Annotated in this window: 13 protein-coding genes, 2 tRNA genes and 1 pseudogene; 9 read left to right on the forward strand and 7 right to left on the reverse strand. The window is 37.9% G+C overall.

Going from position 1 to position 12,714, the window contains the following annotated elements:
- Window positions 1–441, forward strand: a 441-nt coding sequence (locus tag WBN20_RS02465; RefSeq protein WP_424280586.1) for a diadenylate cyclase, incomplete at its 5' end; no start/stop codon positions are given.
- A 2-nt stretch (window positions 442–443) separates the two neighbouring features.
- Window positions 444–1,226, forward strand: coding sequence for a DUF3667 domain-containing protein (locus WBN20_RS02470; protein WP_424280587.1), 783 nt, complete (start codon window positions 444–446; stop codon window positions 1,224–1,226).
- Between the two features lie 14 nt (window positions 1,227–1,240).
- On the opposite strand, the gene WBN20_RS02475 is transcribed toward WBN20_RS02470, so the two are convergent.
- Both WBN20_RS02475 and truA read right to left on the reverse strand, forming a co-directional pair.
- The gene (locus WBN20_RS02475) at window positions 1,241–3,007 is read right to left on the reverse strand and encodes an ABC transporter ATP-binding protein (RefSeq protein ID WP_424280588.1); all 1,767 of its coding nucleotides are present in this window, start codon (window positions 3,005–3,007) and stop codon (window positions 1,241–1,243) included.
- A complete protein-coding gene (truA, locus tag WBN20_RS02480; protein ID WP_424274360.1) occupies window positions 3,000–3,752 on the reverse strand; it encodes a tRNA pseudouridine(38-40) synthase TruA in 753 nt (250 codons plus the stop codon). Before truA ends, WBN20_RS02475 begins: the two co-directional genes overlap by 8 nt.
- Window positions 3,753–3,905: 153 nt before the next feature.
- On the opposite strand from truA, the gene WBN20_RS02485 reads away from it, so the two are divergent.
- Entirely contained in the window at window positions 3,906–4,400 is a 495-nt protein-coding gene (locus WBN20_RS02485) for a metallophosphoesterase family protein (protein ID WP_424273458.1), read from the forward strand.
- A 210-nt stretch (window positions 4,401–4,610) separates the two neighbouring features.
- Here the strand turns inward: WBN20_RS02485 and WBN20_RS02490 are convergent, their stop codons facing one another.
- Window positions 4,611–5,021, reverse strand: a complete 411-nt coding sequence (locus tag WBN20_RS02490; protein WP_424271603.1) for a DUF4293 domain-containing protein — start codon at window positions 5,019–5,021, stop codon at window positions 4,611–4,613.
- 330 nt (window positions 5,022–5,351) lie between these two features.
- Between WBN20_RS02490 and rho the strand changes: the two genes are divergently transcribed.
- The 5 genes from rho to WBN20_RS02515 all read left to right on the forward strand — a co-directional run bounded on the left by rho (window position 5,352) and on the right by WBN20_RS02515 (window position 10,012).
- A complete protein-coding gene (gene rho / locus WBN20_RS02495; protein WP_424280589.1) occupies window positions 5,352–6,959 on the forward strand; it encodes a transcription termination factor Rho in 1,608 nt (535 codons plus the stop codon).
- A gap of 181 nt (window positions 6,960–7,140) precedes the next feature.
- The gene (locus WBN20_RS02500) at window positions 7,141–7,863 is read left to right on the forward strand and encodes a hypothetical protein (RefSeq protein WP_424280590.1); all 723 of its coding nucleotides are present in this window, start codon (window positions 7,141–7,143) and stop codon (window positions 7,861–7,863) included.
- Window positions 7,864–7,892: 29 nt separating this feature from the next.
- Window positions 7,893–8,588: a hypothetical protein gene (locus WBN20_RS02505; RefSeq protein ID WP_424280591.1), complete on the forward strand. Its 696-nt coding sequence runs from the start codon at window positions 7,893–7,895 to the stop codon at window positions 8,586–8,588.
- A gap of 6 nt (window positions 8,589–8,594) precedes the next feature.
- A complete protein-coding gene (locus WBN20_RS02510) occupies window positions 8,595–9,197 on the forward strand; it encodes a short chain dehydrogenase (RefSeq protein WP_424280592.1) in 603 nt (200 codons plus the stop codon).
- A gap of 53 nt (window positions 9,198–9,250) precedes the next feature.
- Window positions 9,251–10,012, forward strand: a complete 762-nt coding sequence (locus WBN20_RS02515; RefSeq protein ID WP_424280593.1) for a HEAT repeat domain-containing protein — start codon at window positions 9,251–9,253, stop codon at window positions 10,010–10,012.
- Between the two features lie 48 nt (window positions 10,013–10,060).
- On the opposite strand, the gene rpsT is transcribed toward WBN20_RS02515, so the two are convergent.
- The 4 genes from rpsT to proS form a co-directional block, all read right to left on the reverse strand.
- Window positions 10,061–10,312, reverse strand: a complete 252-nt coding sequence (gene rpsT, locus WBN20_RS02520; protein WP_424271609.1) for a 30S ribosomal protein S20 — start codon at window positions 10,310–10,312, stop codon at window positions 10,061–10,063.
- 40 nt (window positions 10,313–10,352) lie between these two features.
- Window positions 10,353–10,424, reverse strand: a tRNA-Glu gene (locus WBN20_RS02525).
- A gap of 92 nt (window positions 10,425–10,516) precedes the next feature.
- Window positions 10,517–10,588 (reverse strand) — tRNA-Glu (locus WBN20_RS02530).
- Window positions 10,589–10,668: 80 nt separating this feature from the next.
- Entirely contained in the window at window positions 10,669–12,144 is a 1,476-nt protein-coding gene (gene proS, locus WBN20_RS02535) for a proline--tRNA ligase (protein WP_424280594.1), read from the reverse strand.
- Between the two features lie 96 nt (window positions 12,145–12,240).
- Here proS and WBN20_RS02540 point away from each other — a divergent pair.
- Window positions 12,241–12,714: pseudogene (locus WBN20_RS02540) on the forward strand (hypothetical protein); the annotation flags it as partial.

Genomic DNA, 12,714 nt, shown 5'->3' on the forward strand with positions numbered 1-12,714 from the left:
TCTAAACTCAATGTTGATGCAATTCTCAAGGCATGCGACACAATGAGCAGAAGCAGAACCGGTGCCATTTTGGTTATAAAACGAAGTAATTCCCTGGATTTTGTAAAATCATCGGGAGACACAATGAATGTCGAAATTAATCAACCCATCATAGAAAGTATTTTTTATAAGAATAGTCCATTACATGATGGGGCGGCTATTATTGAAAATAATAATATTATGGCTACCAGGGTTATTCTGCCTCTATCTAATGAGCGCAATATTCCCTTGCGTTTTGGATTAAGACACAGGGCAGCTGTGGGTATTACAGAGCGAACAGATGCTATTGCACTTGTTGTTAGTGAAGAAACCGGCTCGATCTCTTATATAAACAATGGTGTATTTGTTCCTTTCAAGGATTTATCCGACCTGGCTAACAAGATAAAGATGGATATACTATAAATATGGAGTGTAAAAATTGTGGTACTCCCCAACGGACCGATTTTAATTACTGTCCCCATTGTGGTGCCAAAGTTATACGCAACAGGTTGACTTTTAAAAACCTGTCGCATGATATTACCGAGCGTTATTTTGATCTCGACAATACTTTCCTTAAAACCTTTATTCATTTGTTCACCAAACCAGAACTGATTATTGATGGCTATATTTCCGGTATTCGTAGAAAGTACCTGAATCCAATAAGTTATTTAGGGATTGCACTTACCCTTTCCGGTCTGCTTATCTTTTTGATGCAAAAAATTTTTGTCATAAAGATGGACATGGATGTCTTTAATCAAGGGGTAAATCCTGAATTTTACGAAAAAATAACGCCCGTCATATACGACTTTTCGTCCTTAGTTTTTATTTTATTAATACCCGTCTTTGCATTTGCCGGTTGGTTAACTTTTAACAGACAAGGATATGTATTTTCAGAGTACCTGGTAGTTTTCCTTTACACTTTAGCCCAATGGAGTATCGTATCATTCCCTATTAGCTTATTTGTGTTAATCTTTGCTCCTCAGGAATACATGACATTGTCTGCAATTATGCTTCCTTTAATGGTAGTGTACTCAATATATACACTTCAGAGGATAAATAAATTCTCAGCAGGCCAATTAATACTTAGAACGTTTTTATTCGTGGCTTTAGGAATAATCGGGTATTTTGGAATTGTTATAGTTTTCTATGGTATACTTTTCGCTACCGGAACAATCACTTTGGAAGATCTCAAACCGATAAAAAATTAAGAAGATTTAGTTACCTAAGCTACTTCCTCAGCCATAAACTGCGCTTCATAGAGCTTATTGTAATAACCGCCTTTTTTGAGTAACTCCTTGTGTGTGCCACTCTCAATAATTTTACCGGCATCCATAACCAGTATTTTATCGGCCTTCTTTACGGTGGCAAGACGGTGAGCAATAATTATTGAAGTCCTGCCGGTAGTTATTTTTTCCGTAGCTTTTTGGATCAGCTGTTCAGAATAGGTATCAACAGAGGAAGTAGCTTCATCCAGGACCAATATGCTGGGATTGCTCACATAAGCCCGTAAGAAAGCTATTAGCTGTCGCTGACCACTGGAAAGCATTGCTCCTCTTTCTTTTACATTGTATTGATATCCACCGGGTAAACTGTTGATAAATTCATGTACGCCTATTTGCCTGGCCGCCGCCTCAATGTCCTTCAAAGAAATTGTTTTATTCCTGAGAGAAATATTGTTGGCTATAGTATCTGCAAAAAGAAAGACATCCTGTAATACAACTGCTATGTTCCTGCGCAGGGAAGCCAACTTGTAGTTGGCAATATTGATCCCGTCTACCAGTATTGCACCTGAATTAATTTCATAAAAACGATTTAAAAGATTTATTATAGTTGATTTCCCTGCCCCCGTTGCTCCAACTATGGCCACAGTCTGGCCCACTTGCACATCAAAGGAAATTCCGTGCAATATTTCTTCATCCTCAAGGTAGCCGAAATGAACACTTTCAAATTTAATATTTCCTAGTACATGATCTTTTTCAACAGTTCCAATATCCTCAATATGACTATCTGTATCCAGGATTTTAAAAACCCTGTTTGCTGCTACCATCCCCATTTGAAGCGTATTAAATTTATCGGCTATCTGTCTGAGTGGTTGAAACAACATGCCGGATAATAGAATAAAGGCAAAAATTGTCCCGTATTCATCTAATTGAATGTTAGTCACATTTTGAAGACCTCCATACCAAACTATTAAACCTACTGTAATTGACGAAACAATATCTGCAATTGGGAAGAAGAAAGAATTATACCAAACCGTTTTAAGCCAGGCATTCATGTGCTTTTTATTGATTTCCCTAAACTTATCACTTTCTATTTTCTCGCGTGTAAACAACTGTACGATCTTCATTCCCGTTATGCGCTCCTGCACAAAAGAGTTCAGGTTGGAAACCTCAGCCCTTACATCTATAAAAGCCTTCTTCATTGCTCTTTGGAATATTCGGGTAGCATATAAAATCACAGGTAGAACAGCAAACACGATAAGTGCCAATTTCCAATTGATTATCAACATGACTACTGCCACAACGATCATTTTAAGAAGATCGGATACGATAACAAAAAATCCCTGACTAAATATCTCGCCTATACGCTGCAAATCTGCTACAGCGCGGGTAACGAGCAATCCAATTGAAGAATTATCGAAATACTTCATTTTAAACCCAATCATTTTTTTGAAAAGGTTAATCCGGATATCTCTGATAACAGATTCGCCAAGCCAATTGGCATAAAAATTAAAACAAAGCTGACTGATAACCTGACCTAAAAGTACCCCAATCATGGCAAGGATAAGAACTAAAAGCCGCTGAGAATTACCTTGTCTTATTGCCCCATCTACAATTTCACCAACTATTAGAGGAGTTAATACCGCAAAACCTGAAAGAAAAATTGCAGCCAAAGCCACCCCATAAAATGTAAGTTTGTAGGGTTTAGTATGAGCTAAAACTCGTTTGAAGAGTCTAAAATCAAATGCTTTTCCAGTGTCTTTATCCATTAAATTCCAGAATGGTTGAAGGGTATAAAACTTTGGTCAAATATAAGCCTTTTGCCGGGACGGAGGCACCGGCAGTACTTCGATCCTTACTTTTTATAATAGTCTTAACATCTTCCGGAGAGATTTTTCCAAGACCAACATTCAACAAGGTTCCAACTATAGCGCGTACCATGTTCCTGAGAAAGCGGTCTGCTGTAATAGTAAAAACAAGCTTGTCTCCTATTAAACTCCAGGTCGCAGATTTAATCTTACACAGATAAGTTTTAACATCCGTATTTGCTTTAGAAAAGCATTCAAAGTCGTCATACTCCAATAGAATGGCGGCCGCTTTATTCATTGCAGGAATATCCAATTTGTGTTTTATGTAATGTGCCGTATCCTTATAAAATGGGTTCTTTTCAAGTGCTATGTAGTATTCATAGGTCCGTTCCACAGCATCAAAACGGGCATGTGCATCCTCCGCGACTACACTAATTTTTTGGATTGCAATATCATCGGGCAAAAAGGCATTTAATCTATAAGTGAGGTTTGATAAACTATCTATTTCCTGAAAATCGAAATGAGCATACATAATTTTTGCATGAACTCCGGCATCTGTTCTGCCTGCACCCATAAGGCTGATCGGCGATTTCAGTAATATACTTAATGATTCTTCCATTAACTGTTGAACGGTAGAAGCATTTGGCTGTCGCTGCCACCCATGGTAGGCCTGTCCGAAGTATGAAAAAGCGACAAAATATCTCAAGCTATTATTCTATTTTTGTAAAAGGCAAATATAACGAAGTTAGCCGTTAGAAATAAGGACCTTCCGGTTTGTCTAAATCCGAACAATATTTTTGTACTGCTGCAATGGAGCTATGAGACACTTGCTTGCAATAATTAATTCTCACTGATATAAATGACCCATATCTTACTACTATCGGATACCCATGGCTATATTGACGAAACTATCCTTAAGTATGCCAAACAGGCCGATGAAATATGGCATGCGGGAGACATCGGTTCCTTTGATGTTACCGATACTCTGGCTGCATTAAATCCGGTTCGCGCAGTCTATGGCAATATTGATGACCATAAATTACAAAAGGAATTTCCGTTAGACAACCGGTTTAAATGTGAGAACGTAGCCGTTTGGATAACTCATATTGGGGGCTATCCCAACAGATATGATAAAAGAATCAGGGAAGAAATCAAACAGAATCCACCTAAACTATTTATCTCAGGGCATTCTCATATTCTTAAGGTAATGTGGGACAAAAAACTAAACCTTTTGCACATGAATCCTGGTTCTTGTGGAAAGAATGGTTTTCATCAGGTCAGGACTATGCTCCGGTTTGATATAGACGGCGAAGAAATAAAGAACCTGGAGGTAATAGAATTGGGAAAGCGTTAGGGATAGTAGCGGCATCCTTTTTTGCTATTGTCTTAAGCACAGTTGAAAGAGAGGCAAAAAAGATATAGCGAATAGCCCGGTGCACCACAGCCCCAATTTATTGAGGGCGAAGAGGGGAAACGCCAAAAAACGTTTATTTATAACGTAAAACCCTGAAGTAGAGATAAACTTACTTCAGGGTTACGCACTAATACTACTAAGATGTTAGGTTTAACGTAAGCGATCAACAGATTTTACAAGATCTTCATCCTTTTTTATGGCCCTGTTTGCCAGGACTAAAAAAACGATAGAAAATACAGGAATCAGCATCCCAATACCCTTCTCAGAGACCGAGGTCTCTCCGGATAAGTTTAGCGATCGGTAAACGAAAAATCCCAGTAAAAAAAGATTTAATACTATATTCAACCTGTTAAAAACAAATTGATTTTTTCGATTCTTAAATAAGAAGATAGTGATTATTGCCAAGGCGGAAGAAGCAGCAAAAATAACTGCCACCCAACTTATATCCATTGCAAAGACCGTATTTCCATCAATTCCTGTCCAAAGGCTTACATAAAAAGGTAGCAGTCCGGTAAAAAGAGCTACTAAACCTAAATAAACGGTTTGTATGCGTTGAATCATAATTTATCTAAAAATAGAATTGCAAAAGTACATGTCTTTTAAAACATTACCATGAAATTTAAAACAAAAAACATCTCCTCCGCACTGTAAGTTTGTGGTATCAGCTATGACTAAGCGTCCCAGATACCACCTGTTTTAGTAAATCATTTATAAAAACAAGAAGGGAAAGAAATAAATTAATAAGTAATAAGAGATGATTTGTTTAAAATAATTTGTAATATTGTGACGTTATTAGTTGTAACACTTACCTATTGGGATCTCAATCCCATGTAATACCCAAAAATAATAATATACTCCAATTTTTATATACTATAATTTATTTTATACTCAATGTTTGAGATTTCAGATTTAAAAGCAAAAAAGCTGCCTGAGCTTCAGGATATTGCTAAAGATTTAAGTGTCCCCAAATACAAGACCTTAAAAAAACTGGATTTGGTTTACCAAATCCTTGACCTACAGGCCAGTAACCCCAAAGCGGTACAGGCTACAACAGTGGCTGCAAAGGCTACAACAGTAGCTGTAAAGGAAAAAGCCTCTGAAAAACCGCACAGACCTTATGTTCAAAAGGAAAAAAGCATTAAGGCTGCGCCTCAGAAAAACCGCCCTTCTGTTGAGAAGGTGGCTAAACATGAACCAAAAAAAGAAGGTTCACAGCAAAAAAGTCCTTCATATCAGGGTAATAAAGAACAACCTAAAAGCAACCCTCAACACAGCAAGGGCCCGCATAACAAAAAGATTCAACACCATAAGAACGGGCAGGATGGCAAGACCAGTAATTTTGATAAGGACCTAAAAAATAAATACAAGCAACCGGAATACGAATTTGACAGTATTATTGAAAGCGAAGGGGTTCTGGATATCATGCAGGATGGTTATGGATTTCTTAGATCTTCAGATTACAACTACCTCTCATCTCCGGATGATATTTATGTATCCCAATCACAAATAAGGCTATTTGGCCTTAAAACAGGGGACACGGTTCTAGGGAATGTACGTCCGCCTAAAGAAGGAGAAAAATATTTTCCCTTAATAAAGGTGATTAAAATAAATGGTATAGACCCGCAGGTAGTAAGAGACAGAGTTTCTTTTGAACACCTGACTCCTTTATTCCCGCAGGAAAAATTTAAGTTGGCAGAACGCCAAAGTAACTTATCTACAAGAATTATTGACTTGTTTTCACCTATAGGAAAAGGACAACGCGGAATGATCGTTTCCCAACCAAAAACAGGGAAAACAATGCTTTTAAAGGATATAGCAAATGCCATTGCAGCCAATCATCCTGAAGTATATCTAATTATTCTTTTAATAGATGAACGCCCGGAGGAAGTAACGGATATGCAGCGCAATGTAAGCGGGGAAGTGGTTGCCTCTACTTTTGACAAAGAAGCTACCGAACATGTGAGAGTGGCCAATATTGTATTGGAAAAGGCAAAAAGATTGGTAGAATGCGGACATGATGTGGTAATACTATTAGATTCTATTACACGTCTTGCCAGAGCTTACAATACTGTTCAACCTGCTTCCGGTAAAGTCCTGAGTGGTGGAGTAGATGCGAATGCACTGCACAAACCGAAACGCTTTTTTGGAGCAGCACGTAATATTGAAAACGGTGGTTCTTTATCTATAATTGCTACAGCCCTTACAGAAACGGGATCTAAAATGGATGAAGTTATCTTTGAAGAATTCAAAGGTACCGGTAATATGGAATTACAATTAGACAGGCGAATAAGTAACCGAAGAATATTCCCGGCTATAGACCTTGTAACTTCTTCTACAAGAAGAGATGATCTTTTATTGGATGAAAATACAATTCAACGCATGTGGATAATGCGTAAGTATCTTGCAGATATGAATCCGGTTGAGGCCATGGAATTTATGGAACAACGTATTAAACAAACCAAAAATAATGAGGAGTTTCTGATGACTATGAGTCAGTAGAAAATTTTCGTCATATAGTAAATCCCAATGGTTATTGACCATTGGGATTTTTTATTTGTAATAAGTACTACATCGATTTAATAAGGTAAAATTGACGTTTTATAAGAATATATACTACATTTAAAGATAGAAAAGCGGTTCCCCAAAAGTTTAATTTACATATCCAATAAAATTAAAAAGCATGAAAATTTTTAGAAAAAATGTCTTGTTCAACCTATTTTTAACATTTACGGCCTACTCCATTCTAATTAGCTGTGGTGAGCAAAAAGCAAAAGATGAAGTCCCTGAAGCAAAACAGGAAGAAATTAAAGCACCTGAACAAATTGTTACGGTAGACCAGGCCAGGAGTATGTATAAGAGTTATACGGAAAGAAGGGCACCCCTTATTCAGAAGTATGAAGATGCTTATGACAAACGGGAATCTCAAATGAAAGATTCATTTGATGTTGCCCGCTATGTTTATTACGATTATAAAACCATTAAAGATTATTTGGCTTATATTGAACAGGAGGCAGCCAAAGCCAATGTTGAAATCTCCACACTGCGCTTTTATTTTTCCAATTATCCCAATGAGACTAAATTTGAAGATGGGCGACCTGTGATTCATCCCAGGCAAAATTCAGTATTTATCCTGCCAGCTACAACTGTTGACAATAAACAATATGGGTTCTATCTTGAAGAAAAAGAGGATGGAAGCACAATGCCCGCCTACTTAAGATGGAATTTGGAACCTTATACCCAAGAAGGTATGGGTGCTATTTCTGAAGAAGCCAAATCTTATGCAGGAATGGGACCAAATATGAGCAGTTCTTCTGCTTTATCTATAAACCCAATACAGTCTGGTGGAAATAGAAGCACTATTCTAAACGAAGGTAGCGCGGGGCCACCTCCTCATACTAACTAAAAATACCTATTCAAACGTACAACAGGCAAATGAATCAGAGCTTTCTAGATTCAGTTTTAGAGAATTCGTTTTTACCGCTATATGGTATAGTAGTACTGTTAGCGCTATGGCGCTTTCCCAGATATTATGATACTCCACTGCGGTATTTACCAATTTTATTAATGTATACTTTCTTAAATGAACTACTTGGAAATTTTATCCTCTATAATAATGAGATCAGCCTGATCCTTAAAGAAATTTATTACAACAATAACTGGGTTATTTTCAACATCTATAATATAGTGTTTTTTTTGTATTTCTATTATGTTTACTACTCCTATATCCCGAGTAAAAGGCACAGGAAATTAATAAAAGTTGGAGCATTTGCCTTTTTATTTACCTCGGTAGTTAACATGTTTTTCCAATCGTTTGCTACTCAACCCCAGCTTGCCGCTTATATTTTAGGGGCAATTGTTTTAATTTATGGTATCTTTTTCTATTGGAACCATTTAAAAGTGCAATACGGGGTTTGGTTTTTAACAAGAGATCTGTTGTCCTGGTTAAGTTTAGGTATGCTTATTTTCTATTTTGGTTACGTACCAATAAAAATAGCCAGGAATTACCCATCACTTTACGAATTTGGATCTTTGTTGAGAGAGTTACACTTAATTCTAATTATTGTTATGAACGGTTGTTTCGCTATAGGATTTGTTAGAATGAGAAGGCGAAAACTATTATTTGATTAGGAAATAATGAAAATTTTGATTTTTGGAGGAAGTGGAACAATTGGGAGAGTAGTTAGCAGGTATTTTTCAAAAAAACACAATGTTATTACTGCCGGGAGAAAGTCTGGTGAAGAAGTTGTAGATATTGCAAGTAGTGAATCAATTGAAATGCTTTTTAAGAAAATTGGCCCACTGGATGCTATAATATGTGCTGCCGGTGAAGCCAAGTGGGCTCCATTTAATGATCTTTCTGAGGATGACTATTATATTGGTATACGAAGTAAGCTAATGGGACAGGTAAATCTGGTAAGAATTGGTAAAAATTATCTAAATCCAAATGGTTCCATAACCTTAACCACCGGTATTCTTGCAGACGATCCCGTAATAATGACTGCCAGCGCAGCTATGGTTAACGGGGCAATCCACAGTTTTGTCAAGGCTGTTGTCCTTGAACTTGATAATGGAATTAGAATTAATGCGGTATCCTCTGGCCTTGTTGAAGAAGCTTTAGATAAATACGGGGATTATTTTCCTGGCCATAACCCTATACCAATGGACAAAATGTTAATGGGGTATATTAGAAGTGTGGAGGGAAAAGCCAATGGTGAGATTATCCGAATTTATGATTAAGCCGGTAATTTTCGGTGAAGCATGTAGTTAGAAGCTTTTTATAATTTTACCAGATGGGATTCTACGATTTATCCAAGATTGAAAGGGAAAGACTGGTAGCCGACATCCGGAACGCCATAATTGATGATCTACACCATAGCAGCGTTGTTGCGATAAAAAGATACTTCTCTGATGAGGATACATACGTTCGCAAGGCAGCCTATACGGTAACAGGAAAGTTGTTCAATACCGATAGTTCCTTAAAATTGAAAATATTGGAAACTATCAAAGCTATGCTAAGTTCAGAAAATGAAAAAGAGCGACAAACTGCAATGAATGCAGCAGGTGAAATTGGTAAAACAGATTTTGAGAGCGTTTGTGAATTTTTTGATTTTGCTCTGTTTGATAAGCACCATATCGTACGGAATGCCGTGATTGGTTCCCTTAAAAAAGTGGGGGCTAAAAATCCCAAACCCGCTTTGGAATGGGCCAAAAAATATCTTCATCATCCCAATAAGGAAGTGCGGCGTGAAATTTGTCACGGGATAGAATTAAGGGGAAGAACTCATCCTCAGGATATACTCCCACTTCTAAAGGAACTACAATTTGATAAAACTTCAAGAGTGCGCAATACCCTGATTCATGTCCTTGGCCAAATTGCTTATAAAAAAGGTTGTTTAGCTACCGTGGTCTCATCGCTGAGTAATTGGGAAAATCGTGAACTTGTTGAAAAAGCAATGGATGAAATAGTAGATGTACACTCGAGATATAAAAGCTTTGCGGCGATGACTCAATCCGAGGCCATTGAGTATATTGATCGACACTATACGCCATAAAAAAAGCCCTAACCGTAAGGCAAGGGCTTTGGTAGTTTGTTCGAATACTTATATGGCAGCAATATGCTTTGTAAGTTTACTTTTTAAATTAGCCGCTTTATTTGCATGAATAATATTGCGTTTAGCAAGCCTATCTATCATGCTTACCACGGTTGGCAAAAGGGATTCCGCCGCCTTTTTGTCGGTTTCACCTCTCAATTTTTTTATTGCGTTTCTTGTGGTTTTGTGCTGATACCTGTTACGTAATCGCACAACTTCGTTTCTTCTGATTCTCTTTAATGCCGACTTGTGATTTGCCATTTTTTTTAAATTTTGTTTATTCGGGCTTTATATTTTTTTGTAGCCCGTAGGGGAATCGAACCCCTGTTACCAGGATGAAAACCTGGCGTCCTAACCCCTAGACGAACGGGCCATTAATTATTTTTTTAATGTTCATGTAAAAAATGAGTCCCATACTATTCAACTGTCCTCATTAATCACATTTCAAACTTTCAGTATTCTTTGTAGCCCGTAGGGGAATCGAACCCCTGTTACCAGGATGAAAACCTGGCGTCCTAACCCCTAGACGAACGGGCCTTTAGATCGCATAAATGCGGATGCAAAAATACAATTATTTTTTACTATACCAACTCCATTATATATTTTTTTGACTACACCTAATACGCTTTGGCAAAGAGCACCCTTTTTAAAGAAGGTTTTCCCGTAACCATGCAGCTACCAGCTTCCCCAGTGGAGTCTAATGGAATGCATCTAATTGTTGCTTTTGTTTCTTCTTTTATCTTATCCTCTGTAGCCGCAGTACCATCCCAATGTGCCGAAATAAAGCCACCTTTCTGATCCAAAACCTTTTTAAATTCTTCATACCCATCAACTTCGGTAATGTGTTCCTCTCTATAATTTCTGGCTTTTTCGAATATATTTCGCTGAATGTCTTCCAGTAAAAACTCAATTTTAGATACTACCTCATCGGCTTCCACAATTTGTTTTTCCAGGGTATCTCTTCGTGCCAGTTCATAGGTCCCATTCTCCATATCACGCTGCCCAATAGCAATTCTGATAGGTACTCCCTTTAATTCATATTCATTAAATTTAAATCCGGGTTTGTGGGTATCGCGCTTGTCATACTTTACTGAAATACCTTTATTTTGCAATTCTTTTACCAAAGGGTTTATCCTTTCAGAGATTGCATCTAATTGTTCTAAACCTTTGTATATAGGTACTATAACAACCTGTATGGGGGCCAGTTTAGGAGGTAAAACAAGACCATTATCATCACTATGTGTCATTATAAGAGCACCCATCAGGCGTGTAGAAACACCCCATGAAGTGGCCCATACGTATTCCTGTTTGCCTTCCCTGGTTGCAAACTTCACATCAAAAGCTTTGGCAAAATTCTGGCCCAAAAAATGTGATGTTCCGGCCTGTAATGCCTTTCCATCCTGCATCAGGGCTTCTATACAATAAGTTTCTATTGCACCTGCAAAGCGTTCACTTTCTGTTTTTGTTCCCTTGATCACAGGGACGGCCATATGATTTTCAGCAAAATCCGCATAAATATTCAGGATCAATTCAGATTCATCTATTGCCTCCTGTTCGGTCTCATGAGCCGTATGACCTTCCTGCCAGAGGAATTCAGTAGTGCGAAGGAATAAGCGTGTCCTCATTTCCCATCGTACCACATTAGCCCATTGGTTAATTAAGAGTGGGAGATCTCTATAGGACTGAATCCACTTTCTATATGTATCCCAGATAATAGTCTCAGAAGTTGGCCTTACTATAAGTTCTTCTTCCAGTTTAGCATCTTCATCCACAATAAGACCGCTACCGTCTTCTGCACTTTTTAGCCTGTAATGAGTGACTACCGCACATTCCTTGGCAAATCCTTCGACGTGGCTCGCTTCTTTACTCAGATATGATTTTGGAATAAACAACGGAAAATAGGCATTCTGATGCCCGGTATCCTTGAACATCTTGTCCAGGCCCGCCTGTATTTTCTCCCAAATGGCAAAACCATAAGGTTTTATTACCATACATCCCCTAACACCTGAGTTTTCGGCCAAATCAGCCTTGATCACGAGTTCATTATACCATTTGGAATAATCCTCGCTACTTTTAGTTAAATTTTTTCCCATCAAATATACTTTGGCACAAATCTTGTGTCCTTATTATCGAAATAGTTCGGTAAAACTAACTATTTTTAAAATGTTCAACAATATAAATTTAAAGCGATGATACAATCTCTGCCCCTTCCTAAATTAATAAAGGCTACAACGCTCCTCGTTGCAGGCATATTATTGGTTTCCTGTGGTTCCTATCAGGAGGCTTCCTATTATGATAATGATGGTATCTACGCTGAAGGAGCACAAAAGGTCTATGTAAAGAAAAAACAACAGCCCACACAAAAGCAGGGTGATGGTATTTATGGTGATTATTTTGGCCAGAAGGCGGATCAAATAGATGAATTCATGGAAGACGAAGTCTTTACAGATGTAGATGACTATTACGGAGGAGATGTAGTAAATGATAGTCTTGTAGTAAATGATAGTCTTGTGGCTGTACCGGAAGGAAATTATTATCAAGGTTATAATGATTACGCGGGTTATGCCGGATGGGGTGATAATCAATCCAATGTCACTATCAATAACTACAACGGCGCCGGTTGGGGCTGGGGTGGTTATTGGGGTCCAAGCTGGGGCTGGGGC

The sequence above is a fragment of the Eudoraea sp. genome, assembly GCF_049665975.1.
Lineage (GTDB): Bacteria > Bacteroidota > Bacteroidia > Flavobacteriales > Flavobacteriaceae > Eudoraea.

Coding starts and splice junctions, on each gene's coding strand:
- WBN20_RS02470 (WP_424280587.1), top strand. CDS start 444: ATGGAGTGTAAAAATTGTGGTACTCCCCAACGGACCGATTTTAATTAC.
- WBN20_RS02475 (WP_424280588.1), bottom strand. CDS start 3,007: ATGGATAAAGACACTGGAAAAGCATTTGATTTTAGACTCTTCAAACGA.
- WBN20_RS02485 (WP_424273458.1), top strand. CDS start 3,906: ATGACCCATATCTTACTACTATCGGATACCCATGGCTATATTGACGAA.
- WBN20_RS02490 (WP_424271603.1), bottom strand. CDS start 5,021: ATGATTCAACGCATACAAACCGTTTATTTAGGTTTAGTAGCTCTTTTT.
- rho (WP_424280589.1), top strand. CDS start 5,352: ATGTTTGAGATTTCAGATTTAAAAGCAAAAAAGCTGCCTGAGCTTCAG.
- WBN20_RS02500 (WP_424280590.1), top strand. CDS start 7,141: ATGAAAATTTTTAGAAAAAATGTCTTGTTCAACCTATTTTTAACATTT.
- WBN20_RS02505 (WP_424280591.1), top strand. CDS start 7,893: ATGAATCAGAGCTTTCTAGATTCAGTTTTAGAGAATTCGTTTTTACCG.
- WBN20_RS02510 (WP_424280592.1), top strand. CDS start 8,595: ATGAAAATTTTGATTTTTGGAGGAAGTGGAACAATTGGGAGAGTAGTT.
- WBN20_RS02515 (WP_424280593.1), top strand. CDS start 9,251: ATGGGATTCTACGATTTATCCAAGATTGAAAGGGAAAGACTGGTAGCC.
- rpsT (WP_424271609.1), bottom strand. CDS start 10,312: ATGGCAAATCACAAGTCGGCATTAAAGAGAATCAGAAGAAACGAAGTT.
- proS (WP_424280594.1), bottom strand. CDS start 12,144: ATGGGAAAAAATTTAACTAAAAGTAGCGAGGATTATTCCAAATGGTAT.